General features: G+C 45.0%; 13 protein-coding genes. 7 read left to right on the top strand and 6 right to left on the bottom strand.

Going from position 1 to position 17,717, the window contains the following annotated elements; all coding sequences use genetic code 11:
* Nucleotides 1-6 precede the first annotated feature (6 nt).
* The 6 genes from panB to sfsA all read right to left on the bottom strand — a co-directional run bounded on the left by panB (nucleotide 7) and on the right by sfsA (nucleotide 5,178).
* Nucleotides 7-801, bottom strand: coding sequence for a 3-methyl-2-oxobutanoate hydroxymethyltransferase (panB, locus tag QWZ07_RS19425; RefSeq protein ID WP_065102976.1), 795 nt, complete (start codon nucleotides 799-801; stop codon nucleotides 7-9).
* A 22-nt stretch (nucleotides 802-823) separates the two neighbouring features.
* Nucleotides 824-1,309 (bottom strand): 2-amino-4-hydroxy-6-hydroxymethyldihydropteridine diphosphokinase, encoded by a 486-nt coding sequence (folK, locus tag QWZ07_RS19420; RefSeq protein ID WP_017106900.1) that lies wholly within the window; start codon nucleotides 1,307-1,309, stop codon nucleotides 824-826.
* Nucleotides 1,306-2,646, bottom strand: a complete 1,341-nt coding sequence (pcnB, locus tag QWZ07_RS19415) for a polynucleotide adenylyltransferase PcnB (protein ID WP_192852297.1) — start codon at nucleotides 2,644-2,646, stop codon at nucleotides 1,306-1,308. The genes folK and pcnB overlap by 4 nt, the downstream gene beginning before the upstream one ends.
* 183 nt (nucleotides 2,647-2,829) lie before the next feature.
* Nucleotides 2,830-3,705: a tRNA glutamyl-Q(34) synthetase GluQRS gene (gene gluQRS / locus QWZ07_RS19410; protein WP_192852296.1), complete on the bottom strand. Its 876-nt coding sequence runs from the start codon at nucleotides 3,703-3,705 to the stop codon at nucleotides 2,830-2,832.
* Between the two features lie 147 nt (nucleotides 3,706-3,852).
* Complete coding sequence (gene dksA, locus QWZ07_RS19405) at nucleotides 3,853-4,299, bottom strand: RNA polymerase-binding protein DksA (protein WP_017108728.1); 447 nt, start codon at nucleotides 4,297-4,299, stop codon at nucleotides 3,853-3,855.
* A 135-nt stretch (nucleotides 4,300-4,434) separates the two neighbouring features.
* On the bottom strand, nucleotides 4,435-5,178 hold the full coding sequence (sfsA, locus tag QWZ07_RS19400) for a DNA/RNA nuclease SfsA (protein WP_065102980.1): 744 nt from the start codon (nucleotides 5,176-5,178) through the stop codon (nucleotides 4,435-4,437).
* Between the two features lie 94 nt (nucleotides 5,179-5,272).
* On the opposite strand from sfsA, the gene hrpB reads away from it, so the two are divergent.
* The 7 genes from hrpB (at nucleotide 5,273) to QWZ07_RS19365 (ending at nucleotide 17,694) form a co-directional block, all read left to right on the top strand.
* Nucleotides 5,273-7,711: an ATP-dependent helicase HrpB gene (hrpB, locus tag QWZ07_RS19395; protein ID WP_261891341.1), complete on the top strand. Its 2,439-nt coding sequence runs from the start codon at nucleotides 5,273-5,275 to the stop codon at nucleotides 7,709-7,711.
* On the top strand, nucleotides 7,708-10,107 hold the full coding sequence (gene mrcB, locus QWZ07_RS19390) for a penicillin-binding protein 1B (protein WP_192852294.1): 2,400 nt from the start codon (nucleotides 7,708-7,710) through the stop codon (nucleotides 10,105-10,107). Before hrpB ends, mrcB begins: the two co-directional genes overlap by 4 nt.
* Nucleotides 10,108-10,145: 38 nt before the next feature.
* Complete coding sequence (locus tag QWZ07_RS19385) at nucleotides 10,146-12,482, top strand: patatin-like phospholipase family protein (protein ID WP_102339838.1); 2,337 nt, start codon at nucleotides 10,146-10,148, stop codon at nucleotides 12,480-12,482.
* A gap of 275 nt (nucleotides 12,483-12,757) precedes the next feature.
* Nucleotides 12,758-15,346, top strand: a complete 2,589-nt coding sequence (gene acnB, locus QWZ07_RS19380; RefSeq protein ID WP_102382984.1) for a bifunctional aconitate hydratase 2/2-methylisocitrate dehydratase — start codon at nucleotides 12,758-12,760, stop codon at nucleotides 15,344-15,346.
* Nucleotides 15,347-15,503: 157 nt separating this feature from the next.
* A complete protein-coding gene (locus QWZ07_RS19375; RefSeq protein WP_192852293.1) occupies nucleotides 15,504-15,872 on the top strand; it encodes a YacL family protein in 369 nt (122 codons plus the stop codon).
* 226 nt (nucleotides 15,873-16,098) lie between these two features.
* Nucleotides 16,099-16,437, top strand: coding sequence for a P-II family nitrogen regulator (gene glnK, locus QWZ07_RS19370; RefSeq protein ID WP_004738200.1), 339 nt, complete (start codon nucleotides 16,099-16,101; stop codon nucleotides 16,435-16,437).
* Between the two features lie 27 nt (nucleotides 16,438-16,464).
* Nucleotides 16,465-17,694 (top strand): ammonium transporter, encoded by a 1,230-nt coding sequence (locus QWZ07_RS19365; RefSeq protein ID WP_017106910.1) that lies wholly within the window; start codon nucleotides 16,465-16,467, stop codon nucleotides 17,692-17,694.
* The last annotated feature ends 23 nt before the right edge of the window (nucleotides 17,695-17,717 follow it).

Genomic DNA, 17,717 nt, shown 5'->3' with positions numbered 1-17,717 from the left:
TAACTCCTAAGCTATTGTATGAGCTTCATCAGGGAAACGCGCGCTCTCTACTTCTTCTTTGTATAGAGCGACGGCTTTACGCATATCGCCTGTTTCCGCTAAGAAATTCTTAGAGAACTTTGGCATATAAGTCGCAGAGATACCGAACATGTCATGCATCACTAAGATCTGACCATCGGTAACGTTGCCTGCGCCAATACCAATCACTGGTACATCACAAGCTTCAGTAATGCGTTTGGCTAATGATGCCGGAACACATTCAAGTAATACAATTTGAGCGCCAGCATTTTGCAGAGCTAGAGCATCAGCAACCATTTTGTCCGCTTGTTCGTCGTCACGGCCTTGAACTTTGTAACCACCAAAGATGTTCACTGATTGAGGTGTTAATCCCAAGTGAGCACACACGGGAACCGCGCGCTCTGTTAGCATCTTCACGGTATCAACCAACCAGCTTCCGCCTTCGATTTTAACCATGTTTGCACCAGCACGCATTATGGTTGCAGCGCTCTCACAAGCTTGCTCAGGTGTGGCATAGCTCATGAACGGCATATCAGCCATAAGAAGACAGTTTGGGCTACCAGCACGCACTGAGCGAGTGTGGTAAGCAATTTCGTCGACTGTCACTGGCAATGTGTCAGTTTGGCCTTGTAAAACCATGCCTAGTGAATCACCGACAAGTAATACAGGGACCTCTTGGCTTTCGAATAATTGAGCAAAGCTCGCATCATAAGCTGTCGACGTCGCGAATTTACGGCCTTCTTGTTTGCACTTGATAAGGTCGTTAATGGTTACTTTTTTCATTGGGTTTCCTTAATGCGCCTGGCTATTGTTGCCAAACATTGAGCCCATTTTGATCGACTACTTTGAGTAGTTCGTTCAGCTCAGTCCCATCAGGGAGTTGTAAACTTGGTGCGATTTCAGCAAGCGGGTAGAGTACAAACTCTCGTTCTTTCATTCCATAATGAGGAACGGTTAAGCGCTCTGAATCGATCACCTCATTGCCGTAAAGCACAATGTCGAGATCCAAGGTTCTTGGTCCCCAACGCTCATCTTTACGGACACGCCCTTGCTCTAACTCGATTTTTTGAGTGCAATCAAGCAGTTCAATTGGCGTTAATTCGGTTTGGATTGCCACTACCGCGTTGATGTAGTCGGGTTGATTTTGCGGCCCCATCGGAGTGCTACTATATAGCTTGGAGGTCGCAATAAACGTTGATCGCGGTAGGCTTTTTAGTGTTTCGATAGCCAAATTTGCTTGGCTAACTGGGTCGGCAAGGTTGCTGCCGACCGCAATATAAGCCGTTATCATTCGGATTGCTTACTTTTTTTATTACGGTAAGTCTTACGACGACGATGACCTGATTTTGATGGTGCAGCTACGTCATTAGCCATAGCTTGGCGCATATTGCGACCGGCTGTTTGATAACGCTCCCACCATTTTGCCAACTCTTTGGTTTCGCCACGCATTTCTAGGAAATCGTAGCCTGCACGGAATTTGTTCAGTTCCATTAGGCGTACAGCACGTTTACCGTTGCGACGTGGAAGTCGAACTTGCAGCTGCCAAATTTCACGAATAGTCGCGGTATGACGACGAGGAATAGCAATCGACTTTACTTGCTGATCAAGGATGATGTTACTTGCTTCCATGATTGCATCGTAGTGCGCCATGCCTTGTTCAGCGACTAGCTTGTCCGCTAGCTTATTCATCGGGTACCAAAGAATTGCAGCAAACATGAAGGCTGGGTTTACTCGCTTGCCATCGTCGATACGAAGGTCAGTTGAATCGAGTACTAAATCAAGCATCTGCTCGGTATGAGAATCGTAACCTTCAGTGAAGTGCTCAGCCACGGCTGGGAACATCTGTTGGAATAGATTGTACTCACGCATTAAGTGGTAAGTTTCTAAACCGTGTCCTGATTGCAGTAACTTAAGTGATTCTTCGTAAAGACGCGCAGCTGGAATATCTTTTAGAAGGTGTGCTAACTCTTCGATTGGGTCGGCAGTATCTTCTTCAATATCGAAATCCAGTTTAGCGGCGAAACGCATAGCACGTAGCATGCGTACCGGGTCTTCACGGTAACGAGTTTCAGGATCGCCAATCAAACGGATCAGCTTATCTTCTAAATCTTCGATACCACCCGCGTAGTCGTGGATGCTGTAATCGGCAATGTTGTAGTACATCGCGTTAATGGTGAAATCACGACGCTCTGCATCTTCGTCGACGCTGCCATAAACGTTATCACGTAATAGCATGCCTTCTTTCGATTGTGCAGACACGTTCTTCGATGGCTCTTGATGGTGGCCACGGAAAGTTGCAACTTCGATGATGTCGCGACCAAACATGATATGTGCCAAGCGGAAACGACGGCCAATTAGGCGGCAGTTTCTAAACAGGTTTTTGATCTGTTCTGGCGTAGCGTTGGTTGCGATATCAAAATCTTTTGGTTGAGAACCCAATAAGATGTCGCGCACACCACCACCGACTAAAAATGCATCAAAACCCGCCCCATTTAGGCGATATAATACTTTTAGTGCGTTGTCGCTGATCTGCTTGCGTGAAATATTGTGCTCTTGACGAGTATAAATATTCAGTGCTAATTCGTGGAATCCGCGTTGTTCGCTTGGGGTATTGTCGTTTGTATTCATTAGTTTAGAACAAAGTAGGTATCGCCAACTTTGTTTTTCTCTTAGTCCAAAGTGGTAGTGCAGAGTTTAATTGCGGCTAATAATAGCTTAGCGCGAGCCATTTGAGAACATCGTCTGCTTAACCACAGTTGTTGGTTATGGCATTTTTATGTGTCGTTTTTGCTATTTAGCTCTGAACTCGGGTTAATCACGGTGTTCTTTTTGTAAACTATCAGGCAATTGAGCAATGCTCCATTGCTGGCAGCCCCAAAATAAAATCTCGTCAATAGAAGCACTCAAAAGGGCTTCGGTGATATCAAAACCTAAGAATCGCATCGCGTTAATTAGCGTCGGTTTCGGATTGTCGAGATCTATCGCAGTTGCATGATTTTGTTTTGACAGTTTATTACCCAAGCCATCGGTTGCCAATGGTAAGTGCAAGTAACTGACGGTTTTTTGTTTGAGTGTTTTATACAAACTAATTTGACGGCCTGTTGGCTCAATCAAATCCGCTCCTCGCACAACCTCTGTAATGCCTTGGTCGATGTCATCAAGCACAACAGCCAAGTTGTAAGCAAACAAGCCATCTCTACGCTTAATGATGAAATCTTCTTCAGCCAGTGCTTTCGGTATATGAATGTCACCATGGCGAATATCGGTAAACGATTCAATAGGGTGCGCCATACGTAAGCGAACGGCTTGGTCACCTGAATCCATTAACGCAGCGTTGCGGCAAGTCCCAGTATAAAAGCCGCCAAGGGCTTTGATCTGTTTACGAGTGCATTGGCAATAGTAGGCTTGGTTATAGGCTACCCATGCATCTATTTGAGCTTGGTACAAATCATGACGCTGGCTTTGATACACCACTTCACCATCCCAAAATAGATGATAAGCCTCAAGAGTTTTGAGGATGAGATCTGCGGCGCCAGCCATTTCTCTTGGTGGATCAAGATCTTCCATACGAACTAACCATTGTCCTTGGTTTGATTTCGCTTGAAAGTAGCTGCCAAGTGCGGCAACCAGTGAGCCAAAATGAAGAGGACCTGACGGTGATGGTGCAAAGCGCCCGATATAACTCATGAGTGAAAACCTAGTCTAGATAGAACAACAGTAACCGTTTGTTGGTAGTGGTAGCTATTTGATGACAATGAGATAGCGCATGTTGAAAATAGCTTTCAATACAAACAAAAAAGGGAGCGAAAGCTCCCTTTTTTACATCAGCAAGAATTAACCTTGCATTTGTTTCTCTTTGATCTCTGCAAGTGTTTTACAGTCAATACAAAGGTCAGCTGTTGGACGAGCTTCAAGGCGACGAATGCCGATCTCAACACCACAAGAATCGCAGAAGCCAAAATCATCTTCTTCAATCTTATCTAGTGTCTTTTCAATCTTCTTGATAAGACGACGCTCACGGTCACGGTTACGTAACTCTAGGCTGAACTCTTCTTCTTGAGAAGCACGGTCAACTGGGTCTGGGAAATTCGCTGCTTCGTCCTGCATGTGGTGCACAGTACGATCAACTTCTTCCCTGAGCTGGTTGCGCCAAGCTGCTAAAATTTTTGTAAAATGTTCCGTTTGCTCAGGTGACATGTACTCTTCACCTGGCTTTTCTTGGTACGGTTCAACACCTGCGATGGCTAGGATGCCTAGCGCTTTTTTCTTAGATTCTGGCATACAGCATCTCCTATTTACACCTAGTCAACTGCAAAGCAGCTAATTTTAAGGCGGGTATCTATAGCAGAAAGATCTGGTTCTGGCAAATACTCTTATCCAAACTTGTAGTCAAAGTGATTACTTCATCATCTTTATCTAGCTATTGATAAATTCAACAGCCTGTTTTAGTTGTATTTGAGTACTGCTGAGCTCTGCTTTATAGCAAAGCACTTCAACCCCAGCGTCTTGTGCTTGTTTTAGTAATAACGAATATTTGGCGTCTATATGGTGTGCTGCAGATACTTTTTCAATACCTGAATGTAAAACAGTGAATAAAAGTACGGCTCTATTTCCAGATTCTGCCATTTCTGTGAGTTCACGCAGGTGTTTTTGGCCTCTGGTGGTGACCGCATCAGGGAAAAAGCCTTGTCCTTTGGTTGAGGTCCCTTGCTTAGTTGATGTTTGTTGCTCATCAAGCAAAGTGACACTTTTTACTTCGATATAACAAGGTGGCTTTTCACTGTCTTCCAGCAGAATATCAATTCGACTATTCTCGCTGCCATATTTCACTTCAGTTCGTAAAGCGTCATAGCCTAAGAGTTCAACTATAGTCTTATTTTCAATTGCTTCCACTGCCAGTTGGTTCGCTCGCGCAGTATTTACACAAATTCGATGACCTTTATCTGTTTCTGAGATCTCCCAACTGTTTGGGTATTTTCGCTTTGCATTATCTGAGGTTGAATACCAAACCGTATTACCGGGTGTGGCGCAGCCAGTCATGGCTCCGGTGTTCGCACAGTGAATGGTACGTTCACTGTCGTCAGGCAATGTGATATCAGCAAGAAAACGTTTATAGCGTTTAATAAGAGTCGCTGGCTCTAAAGGGGGGTTGAAGTGCATATTACTTATTTAGACAGGTGGGTTTTTATGTACAATGTTGCCAACATTACACCACAAGGTTCTCCCATTGCCACAACTGCCCATAGAAGCTGTGATGCCAGATCTGCTCACTGGCGTAGAAACACATACTCAACTTATTCTAAAGGCCGCTCCCGGTGCGGGTAAGTCAACGTTTTTCCCTTTGCAGTTGGTTAAGACTAATGCTGTTAAAGGGAAAATTATCATGCTCGAACCAAGGCGTTTAGCGGCTAGGAATATTGCGACTTACTTAGCGAGTCAACTGGGAGAGAAGGTGGGAGAGAGCATTGGTTTTAGAGTTCGTGGTGAATCTAAAACCAGTAGTGCAACGCGTTTGGAAATCGTCACTGAAGGGATCATGACCAGAATGATCCAAAGCGACCCTGAATTGACAGGTGTGGACATGGTGATCTTTGATGAATTTCATGAACGCAGCATTCATGCCGATACCGCATTAGCGTTTAGCTTAGAGATCCAAGAAGCGCTGCGAGATGATCTCAAGGTGATCGTGATGTCGGCGACATTGGATCAACACTCGCTGCAATCTTTGCTGCCTGATGCCAAGTATGTTGAATCACAAGGCCGAACTTTCCCTGTCGATTTCCGTTATCAGCCGCTAGGCTCGAATGAATATTTAGCGCCTAAAATGGCCAAGGTGATCCAATCTCTGATGGAGAAAGAATCGGGCTCACTTTTGGCTTTCTTACCGGGTGTCTCGGCGATAAAACAAGTGGAATCACAGCTTGGACAACTTGCTAGTGATATTGATGTGTGTCCGTTGTATGGCCAGTTGAGTTTTGAACAGCAACAGAGAGCCATTGCGCCGTCAAAGCAAGGTCGCCGAAAAGTGGTGTTAGCCACCAATATCGCGGAAACTTCTTTGACGATTGAAGGGACTCGCTTAGTTGTTGATTCGGGATTGGAAAGGGTCGCAAAGTTCGATCTTAAAACTGGAATCACCAAACTTGAGCAAGTAAAAATCTCACAATCCTCAGCGGAACAAAGAGCGGGTCGTGCTGGGCGAATCGAAGAGGGCTTATGTGTTCGCTTGTACAGTGAAACACAGTTGATGCAACAACCATCCGTTCCAGAACCTGAAATACTCCATTCTGATCTCTCTTCGCTGGTGGCTGAATTGACGCAATGGGGAGCAAGTAGTGCCGATGAGCTTCATTGGTTAGATGTTCCGCCACAGGCATCGATTGAGCAAGCGACAGAGCTGTTACAAGGGCTTGATTTATTAGATAGTAATGGGCAATTTACTCCAGTCGGAAAGCAAGCTCAGCGTTTAGGCATTGAGCCGCGTATCGCCAGTATGCTGATCAAAGCGCAGCAAAACAGCCAAGCCTTGTTGAATGTCGCGATTGTCGCTGCCGCTTTACTCGAAGAGCCTGAACGTAACGTGACGGATATTCAGCATTCGCTACATCGACTTAAGCAAAGAAAGCACTCGAAAAACAGTGTTGTGATGCAGCGAGCGAAAAGTCTCGCAAGCAAACTCAATCATCACCTGGATTTGTCACAAGTCGATGAATCATTGCTACCATTAGTGCTTTGCTTGGCCTTTCCAGACCGAATTGCCCAATCGAGAAGTGCGACTGGCTGTGCATTTCGTCTTGCCAATGGCCATGGAGCCGAGGTTCGTGATGATGATCCGCTAGCAAGCAACGAATACATCGTGGTGATTGATTTGATGCGTACGGCAGGGCGAGCAAGTCAGATCTTTTTAGCGACACCGATTGATATAGTGCAGCTTGAGGCTTCATTCTCCGGTCTTTTTACACGCGAAGATTATGCGGATTGGGATGAAAAACGCGGTCGCTTGGTTGCTGAAGAAAGAGTATTACTGGGTAAGCTGATTATCAGTACTAAACCTTTGCCAGAGCCTGATTCCGCTCAGATAAGCCAAGCGTTACTGAATTACATCTCTCGACGCGGACTTGAAAGTTTAAATTGGACGGCTTCTGCTAAACAGCTGGTTGAACGCGTGCGCTGTGCTGAGTTGTGGCTGCCTGAACAGCAATGGCCTCAAATGGATGAAGCGAGCTTATTGCGCCATCTTGATGAGTGGCTTTTACCTTATTTGAATGGTATCAAGTCGGCAAAAGGACTGACGAGTATCTCGGTCGAGCAAGCATTGTCGGCTTATCTTGGCTGGCCTCTTAATCAAGAAATTGATCAATGGTTACCTACGAATTACCTGATGCCAACGGGCAGTAAGAAGTCGATTCGATACCAATATCTATCTGAGCCAATGATCTCTGTTCGAATGCAGGAAGTCTTTGGTGAGCAAGATTCACCCTTGATTGCCCAAGGGCGTAAAAAGGTGGTGCTTGAGTTATTGTCTCCTGCGCAACGACCACTGCAAATTACTCAGGATTTAGCTGGCTTTTGGGCTGGCGCGTATAAAGAAGTTCAAAAAGAAATGAAAGGCCGTTACCCCAAACATCCTTGGCCGGATGACCCTGCTAATCATGTAGCAACCACTAAAACCAAACGACAGTTGAACCGATGATGACCAAAATGTTAACGCCGAAAAAGGCACCACCTAAAAAAGCGCCAGCAAAGAAGTCACCAGCGACCAAAGCCAAGCCAAGAAAGCCTAGAGCAGCCGCGAAGAAAGGTAAGGCAAAGACCAAGAAAACGGGCAACAGAGGTTGGCTGAAGATCCTATGGGGTATCGCTTGGAAGGTGGGTTTAGCAACGGCAGCTCTGTTGTTGTTCGTTGGGATCTATTTGGATTCGGTGGTTAAGCAGCGTTTTGAAGGTCAGCTTTTTGATCTGCCAACCGTTGTTTATGCTCGTGTATTGGATCTATCTCCGGGTACAGCCGTTAGTTTGGTACAAGTCAAAAATGAATTGGATGTGCTGAATTACCGTAAAGTGAATTCCCCTCGTCACCCTGGTGAGTACTCTTCTTCTTCAACCAAGATTGAAATGATTCGTCGTCCGTTCGAGTTTGTCGATGGGCCAGAAGCCGATCGTCATGTGATGCTGCACTTTAATGGCAACGAGCTTACTCGTATTCAGTCATTAGAGAAGAAAGGCGACATGGGTTACTTACGTGTCGAACCTAAAATGCTCGGTATGCTTGAGAAAAGTAACGATGAGCAGCGTTTGTTCTTAAAACGTAATCAGTTCCCTGAAGTGATGGTTGACGCATTGCTGGCAACCGAAGACCGAAACTTCTATCAGCACGATGGAGTTTCACCATTGGCGATCGCTCGTGCAATGGTAGTCAACATCAAGGCAGGACGAACGGTTCAAGGTGGCAGTACGTTGACGCAACAGTTGGCGAAAAACCTGTTCTTATCGAGTGAACGTACCTTGTGGCGTAAGGTGCGTGAAGCGTATATCGCACTTATCTTGGATCATCGTTACAGCAAAGACCGTATCTTAGAAGCGTATCTGAACGAGGTTTATCTTGGCCAGAATGGTGGTGAAGCGATTCATGGTTTCGGCTTGGCATCTCGTTTGTATTTCGGCCAGCCTATTCAAGAGTTAAGAATTGATCAGTTGGCACTGCTTGTTGGTATGGTGAAAGGGCCTTCGTATTACAACCCTGTTCGCTACCCAGAACGTGCTAAGACTCGACGAGATCTGGTTCTTCGCTTGTTGATGCAGCAAGACATCTTGACTCCGCGACAATACGAAGAAGCAGCAAGTCGTGATTTAGATATTCAAGACAACCCTCGTATTGCCAGCCGTCAGCCAGCTTACTTCCAACAAGTAAACATTGAGCTGAAGAAGTATGTGGGTGACCGATTTGAAGCTCAGAAAGGCATTCGAGTCTTTACCTCTCTAGATCCGGTTTCTCAAGATAAGCTAGAGAAATCGATTGCTCGTAAGGTGCCTGATCTGTCGAAAACGGCAGGTAACAAATTGGAAGCGGCTGCGATTGCTGTTGATAGAAATACCGGAGAAATCCGAGCGATGGTCGGCGGTAAACGTACCGGTTACGATGGTTTTAACCGTGCACTGAATGCGAGTCGTCCTATTGGTTCTTTGGTTAAGCCTGCAATCTACTTAACCGCATTAGAACAACCCGAAAAGTACACGTTAGCGACGACTTTGATGGACACCCCACTGAGTTTGAAAGGCAGTAAAGGAAGCGTATGGAGCCCAAGAAACTTCGACCGTAAGTTTCGCGGAGACGTGCCGTTGTATGTGGCGCTCTCTAAGTCTTATAACGTGCCGACCGTTCGTTTAGGGATGCAGTTAGGTATTGATAGTGTCTCGGATACGATTGGTAAACTGGGTGTTGATAAAAACGAAATTCGCCCAGTGCCATCCATGTTCTTGGGTTCATTCTCGCTAACACCGTTTCAGGTAGCACAGATGTACCAAACGATTACCAACTCTGGCCGTATCGCGCCATTGTCTGCGCTTCGCTCTGTGATTGATAGTGAAGGTGAGGTGTTGTATCAATCGATTCCACGTGTATCTCAAAGCGTTGATCAGCAAGCGGCTTGGTTAACAACTTATGCGATGAAGCGTGGCGTATCAGAAGGTACAGGCCGTTTTCTACAAGGCCAGTTTACATGGGCAGGATTAGCCGGTAAAACTGGTACCAGTAACGACAGTCGAGACAGTTGGTTTGTTGGTGTTGATGGCCGTGAAGTGACGACGATTTGGTTAGGTCGAGATGATAATAAACCGACTAAACTAACAGGTTCTAGTGGTGCGTTGCGTGTCTATGCTGATTACCTGAAACAAAGAACACCAGAACAGCTATTGTTACCTTGGCCAACAGGAATTGCGACTGCTAGCTTTACTCGAACTTCTGAAGGGGCGTTAGAGTTTGATTGTGATGGTACGGTGAAATTACCGGTTTGGGATGAGAGTGGCAGCATTAAAAAGGGCTGTGAAAGTCAACCAAAACAGTGGCTAAAGAAGCTTTTTCAGTGGTAAAGTCATAACAGAAAAGAATGACAAGGATAGTTTAGATAATGATTTCTCGTTGGTTAGTGAGTAGCTTAGGTGTTGTCGGTACAGTGATCAGTTTTCAACTGTTTGCAGCCACTGCAGCACAAGTTGATTCATCAGAACATGCTGAACTTAAACAAGCTCATAAAAGGCCAACCGTTGCTGTCGTGCTCGCTGGTGGAGGCGCTAAAGGTGCAGCCCACATTGGCGTGCTTAAAGCTTTGGAAGAGATGCAGATTCCGGTTGATTACATTACCGGTACCAGTATGGGTGCATACGTTGGTGGTCTTTATGCGACAGGGATGAGCGCAGATGAGATCGAAAGTTTTATTTATACGGTGGATTGGAATCGCGGCTATCGCGATCGCGTTAACCGTAGTGATCGCCGTGTGCGAGACAAAGAGTATGAAGACCGTTACCAACTGAATACCGACCTCGGTCTAGGTTGGGGCGAGATCAAAGCAAGAAAAGGTGTGGTTCAAGGTCAGAATATGTTGCGTATTCTGCGTGAAACGACCGGTAACTTATCTCCACTCGATTCTTTCGACAACCTTGCTATTCCATATCGTTCTGTTGCAACCGACATCATCGATCTTGAAGAAGTGGTCATCGATCATGGTCATCTTGTTGATGCGATGATGGCGAGTATGTCAGTACCCGGTGCGCTTCCTCCTTATGAAGTAGAAGGGCGCATGCTGGTCGATGGTGGTGTCACCAATAACATGCCAGTGGATGTTGCTCGAGCAATGGGAGCCGACATCGTTATTGCCGTTGACATCAGTACTAACTACAAAAGCAAAGAAGACTTCACTAACTTTTTAGCCGCAGCAGATCAACTCTCTAATTACCTTGTTCAACGCAGCACGCAAGAGCAAGCCGCGACGTTAACAGACGATGATTTTTTCCTACGTCCTGATGTTGGGCGAATGGAAACCACAGACTTCGATAAAATGCCGACGGCTTACCATGCTGGATACGAAGCAACAAGGCAGTATCGGGATCAGCTTTCTAAGTTGGCGCTCTCGAATGCGGACTACCAACATTATATTGATGACAAGCAGAAAGCTCGAAAGCAGCTCAAGCATGGTGATAAAACGGTGGTGGATAAGGTCGTTATCAATAATAACACCCACTATTCAGATAAGTTGATTGCCAATCGTTTGAACCTCGATTCTGGAAAAGTCCTTAAAACCAGTGAAATTGAATCTCAGGTTAAAGACCTGTATGCACTCGATCGTTTTGAACTGGTCACCTATGAATTTGACAATGTAGATGGTGAAGATCAACTACAGGTCGATGTAAATGAAAAATCATGGGGCCCTAATTACCTCAACTTTCGATTTTATCTTGAAGATGACTTTGCAACCGAGAGCCAATATTCAATCGGTATGTCGGCTAATTTTACGGATATTAACTCGCATGGCGCAGAGTTAAGAACGAATGTAGAAATGGGCACTGATAAGCTCATCGAGGCTGAGTTATATTCTCCTTTTTTCTCAAGCCAGAAGTTATTTACATCGGCATCACTTGTTTACAGCAATCAGAAAAGAAACTTACCTGCCAATATTGACGATATCGAAGAGCCTACTCTCGACGTAACGAAAGACTACTTACCAATGACTTATCAAGAGTATATTGGTGAACTGGCATTAGGTTACCAGCCAACATTGTGGCAAGAATTTAAAGTGGGTGCTCGATACACCGATGGTGACATTGAGGTAGCCTCGTTACCGTCTTTAGGTAGCGGTGGATATACACGTATTGGTGGGTTTATGAGTTATCGATTGGATACCTTAGATAACTTCAGTTTGCCGACTAAAGGTTACTTTGTTGATCTGGAATATCTCATTTCCCACGATGATTTTGATAACGACTCTTCTCTGGCTGATTCCGAGTTTAACTCTGAAAGCGACACAGTTTATGAGATTTCGGCTAATTTCATGGCGGCACAGAGTATTGAAAAGCATACTTTAGTCGCAAAGTTCGATTTTGGCATGGTAGAGAGTAAAAACTCCGTGTTCCCTATTGACCCAAAGGAGCTTGGAGGCTTCTTAAACTTATCGGGAATACCAAGAAACAGTCTTATTGGACAAAACTTAGCATACGGCAGTTTAATCTATCGCTATAAATGGTTTGAAAATGACTTCGGCTTGTTTGAGTCGCCATTTTACATAGGCGCATCTCTAGAACATGGCGGCGTTTGGTCGAACAACGACTTGTCATTGGATGAAGCGCCGATGTTTACTGCTGGGTCACTCTTTGCTGGCGTAGATTCACCAATCGGGCCAATCATTTTGGCTTATGGTAAAACAGAAGGTAACTACGATTCTGTTTATTTAATCATCGGTACATCTTACTAATAATAATGCGCGGGATAGCTCTTTTTCTGACTAAAATAGGCAAAAATCGTAGGACTTTCGTCTTAACTTGCTATGTTGGTCAAAATGATAAGATTTTAATTTATCGTTAAATTTGCTATTCTGTCGCCCACAGTTTGGCCTCTATGACGCCGCTCATCAATACAAATTGAATGACAAAAATGGCAATGGAGAGCCAAGTTTCCAAGGATGTTCGCTTCTTTATTTTACTAATAATTACCAATGTAAAGAAGGAACCGCAATGAGAGGAAAAAGTCGTGCTTGAAGCCTACCGTAAACACGTCGCAGAGCGTGCTGCCGAAGGAGTTGTTCCTAGACCATTAGATGCTGAACAAGTAGCAGGCCTAGTTGAACTTTTAAAGAACCCGCCCCAAGGTGAAGAAGCTGTTATTCTTGACCTACTAGAAAACCGTATTCCACCAGGTGTCGATGAAGCTGCTTACGTTAAAGCGGGCTTCCTAACGGCTATCACTAAAGGTGAAGTTGAATCTCCACTAGTAAGCAAAGCTAAAGCTGCGGAACTACTTGGCACAATGCAAGGTGGTTACAACATCGAATCTCTAGTTTCTTTACTGGATGATGCTGAGCTTGCTCCTATCGCTGTTAAAGCGCTTTCTCATACTCTATTGATGTTCGATGCATTCTACGACGTAGAAGAAAAAGCAAAAGCTGGCAATGCTTCTGCTCAGCAAGTTCTTCAGTCTTGGGCTGATGCTGAGTGGTTTACAGCTAAAGAGAAAGTAGCGGAAAAAATTACCGTTAAAGTATTCAAAGTCACTGGTGAAACAAACACCGATGACCTATCTCCAGCGCCAGATGCATGGTCACGTCCTGATATCCCAGTACACGCAAAAGCGATGCTGAAGATGGAGCGTGATGGCATTACTCCTGATGAGCAGGGCAACGTTGGTCCAATTACTCAAATTGAAGAAATGCAAAAAGACGGCATTCCACTGGCTTACGTTGGTGATGTTGTTGGTACCGGTTCTTCGCGTAAATCAGCGACAAACTCAGTGCTTTGGTTCATGGGCGAAGATATCCCATTCGTACCAAACAAGCGTACTGGCGGTGTTTGTCTTGGTGGTAAAATTGCTCCGATCTTCTACAACACAATGGAAGACTCAGGTGCACTACCAATTGAGCTGAACGTACAAGACATGAACATGGGTGATGTGATTGATATCTATCCTTATGAAGGTGTTGTTCGTAAAGACGGTGCAGATATCTCAAGCTTTGAACTAGGCAAAGTACTTCTAGATGAAGTTCGTGCTGGTGGTCGTATTCCATTGATCATCGGTCGTGGCTTAACGGGCCGTGCTCGTGATGCTTTAGGTCTAGCTGAAACGGATCTGTTTGCTAAGCCAATCGACCCTTCTGCTTCTGATAAAGGCTACACGTTAGCTCAGAAGATGGTAGGTAAAGCGTGTGGCGTTGAAGGTGTGCGTGCAGGTCAGTACTGCGAACCTAAAATGACAACGGTAGGCTCTCAAGATACTACGGGTCCTATGACACGTGATGAGCTGAAAGATCTGGCTTGTCTTGGTTTCTCTGCGGATCTTGTGATGCAGTCTTTCTGTCACACATCTGCATACCCGAAACCAGTTGATGTAAACACTCACCATACACTGCCTGATTTCATCATGAACCGTGCGGGTGTTTCACTTCGTCCGGGCGATGGTGTTATTCACTCATGGCTAAACCGTATGCTTCTGCCTGATACTGTTGGTACAGGTGGTGACTCGCATACTCGTTTCCCTCTAGGCATTTCATTCCCAGCAGGTTCTGGCTTAGTAGCATTTGCTGCAGCAACAGGTGTTATGCCTCTTGATATGCCTGAATCAATCTTGGTTCGCTTTAAAGGTGAAATGCAGCCGGGTATCACGCTACGTGACCTAGTACATGCAATTCCTCTTTACGGTATCAAGCAAGGCCTACTGACTGTAGAAAAAGCTGGTAAAATCAATGAATTCTCTGGTCGTGTACTAGAGATTGAAGGTGTTGACCACCTGTCTGTTGAGCAAGCATTTGAACTTTCAGATGCATCGGCAGAGCGTTCAGCTGCTGGTTGTACTGTTAAGCTTTCTCAAGAGTCTATCGAAGAGTACTTGAACTCGAACGTCGTTATGCTTAAGTGGATGATCGCTGAAGGCTACGGTGATGTTCGTACTATCGAGCGTCGTATTACGGCAATGGAAGAGTGGCTAGCGAACCCTGAGTTACTTGCTGCTGATTCAGATGCTGAATACGCTCATGTTATCGAGATTGACCTTGCTGACATCGATCAGCCAATACTGTGTGCACCAAACGATCCAGATGATGCTCGTCTTCTTTCTGACGTTCAAGGCACTGAGATTCAAGAAGTGTTCATCGGTTCTTGTATGACCAACATTGGTCACTTCCGTGCAGCAGGTAAGATGCTTGAAGAGTTTAATGGCTCTTTGAATACTCGCCTATGGGTTGCTCCGCCAACTAAGATGGATAAAGACCAACTGACAGAAGAAGGCTACTACGGCATCTTCGGTCGTGCTGGGGTTCGTATTGAAACTCCGGGTTGTTCATTATGTATGGGTAACCAAGCTCGTGTTGCTGACGCTTCGACAGTAATGTCGACGTCTACTCGTAACTTCCCGAACCGTTTGGGTAATGGTGCGAACGTTTATCTAGCTTCTGCCGAGCTTTCTGCAGTTGGTGCGATTCTTGGTCGTATCCCAACTAAAGAAGAGTACTTAGCGTACGCAGAGAAGATTAATGCAACCGCTGCCGATACTTACCGTTACTTGAACTTCCATAAAATGGGTCAGTACACGGATAAAGCAGACACGGTTATCTTCCAAGAGCCAGCGTAATCGTTGACTGAGTAAGATACAGACAGAACGCCTTCTATTCGTAGAAGGCGTTTTTTATGTCTGAATGTTGGACGACGAGCGACTCGATCTCTTGATGACTTCGCTATATACTCTCGCCTCATTTTTACCCTATCTGTCATTAGTGCGCGGAGCCTTTATGGAATTTGAATTTACACGAAACACTTTAATGGGCGAGTACTATGTAAAGTGCAGCATGGGTCATGAAATTGTTGGCCGCTGGCTTCAAGAAGAGATCGGGAAAGATAAGCAGAAACTGGATCATGTGATGGCGTTGATTGAGCAATCTCGACAAGATCTGAACAATGAAGTGACGCTACTAGGCAAAGAGATCAGCCTAGCGATCAATGAAGACGATGTAACCATTCAAGAAAATGTGCTCGGGCACGAGCAAGAGATGGAAGAGAGCAGTGAGTTCGATTTCTATAATTGTGAAAGCGAAGCAAGCTGCGGAATCGATGATTTCGAGTTGCTAATCGAACGTTGGATTGATTTTTTAGGTTACTAGTTGCTAATGATTTTTCATCGTGAAAGTTTCGTTGCCCAAAACTAGAGCAACGACAGTGCAACGCATTAAGATAGTGAAAAGGCCGCACCATATTGGTGCGGCCTTTTTCGTTTCTAAAACGGTATTGTTTCTATTTTATTTAAAATCAATAACTTAAATTTATGGCACGCTACTTGGATTGTAATAAGAGTATTAACGGATTAAGTGAAGAATTTAAGGAAAGAATATGAAATTAATAAACGCCATAGTTAAACCATTTAAATTGGATGATGTTCGAGAAGCGCTCTCTGATGTTGGTATTGAAGGGATGACCGTTTCTGAAGTGAAAGGATTTGGTCGTCAAAAAGGACACACTGAGTTGTATCGTGGTGCAGAGTACCAAGTTGATTTCCTACCAAAGGTAAAGCTAGAGATTGCAACCCAAGCTGAAAATGTTGACCGAGTTGTTGAAGCGATTAGCCAAGCGGCACACACCGGAAAAATCGGCGATGGCAAAATTTTTGTGTATGACCTAAGCCAAGCCGTACGAATTCGTACCGGTGAAATGGATGCTGAAGCACTTTAAAGAATTACAAGGACTGGAGACTTTAATATGGAACTTACAACAACAGTAACGGAACTACGTTACGCACTAGACACTTTTTTCTTTCTCATTTCAGGTGCGTTGGTAATGTGGATGGCTGCAGGCTTCGCGATGTTAGAAGCTGGCCTTGTTCGTTCGAAGAACACCACAGAAATTTTAACTAAGAACATTTGTTTGTACGCAATTGCTTGTACGACTTTCTTAGTCGTTGGTTACAACATTATGTATGTCGATAACGGCGAAGGTGGCTGGTTACCGTCATTTGGTACTCTGATTGGTACTCAAGGTGAAGGTGCAGACCACTCATTAGAATCAGACTTCTTCTTTCAAGTAGTTTTCGTTGCAACAGCAATGTCTGTGGTATCAGGTGCAGTTGCTGAGCGAATGAAACTTTGGTCATTCCTTATCTTCTCTGTCGTGCTAACAGCATTCATCTACCCAATGGAAGGTTACTGGACTTGGGGCGGTGGTTTCCTATCAGAAGCCGGTTTTAGTGACTTTGCTGGTTCAGGTATCGTACATATGGCTGGTGCTTCAGCAGCCTTAGCGGGTGTACTTCTACTGGGGGCTCGTAAAGGTAAATATGGTAAGAACGGTGAAATCTACCCAATTCCAGGTTCAAACATGCCACTGGCAACGCTAGGTACATTTATCCTTTGGTTTGGTTGGTTCGGCTTCAACGGTGGTTCTCAACTTATGGTTTCTGACTTTGAGAATGCGACAGCGGTTGGCCAAATCTTCCTTAACACCAACGCAGCAGCAGCAGCCGGCGCGATTGCAGCACTACTAGTATGTAAAACAACTTGGGGTAAAGCTGATTTAACAATGATTCTGAACGGTGCGTTAGCTGGCCTAGTAGCAATCACTGCAGACCCTCTATCTCCATCACCACTATTTTCAGTAGCGATTGGTTCGGTATCTGGTGCGTTGGTTGTATTCAGTATCATTGCCCTAGATAAAGCTAAGATTGATGATCCAGTGGGTGCTATCTCGGTACACGGTGTATGTGGTTTCTTCGGTCTAATGGCTGTTCCACTAAGCAATGCTGATGCAACATTTGGTGCTCAACTACTGGGTGCAGCCGTTATCTTTGCATGGGTATTCGGTGCTAGCTTGGCGGTATGGGCAGTGCTTAAAGCAACAATCGGTATTCGTGTCAGTGAAGATGAAGAACTTGAAGGTATGGACATGCACGATTGTGGTGTAGGTGCTTACCCTGAGTTTGTATCAGTAAAATAATCAACAGTAACCGCCTAACCTGA

Origin of the sequence: Vibrio lentus (assembly GCF_030409755.1) — a bacterium.
GTDB classification, from domain to species: domain Bacteria; phylum Pseudomonadota; class Gammaproteobacteria; order Enterobacterales; family Vibrionaceae; genus Vibrio; species Vibrio lentus.
The sequence above is the reverse complement of the archived record's forward strand: the minus strand, read 5'-3'. Positions and strand labels throughout refer to the sequence as shown.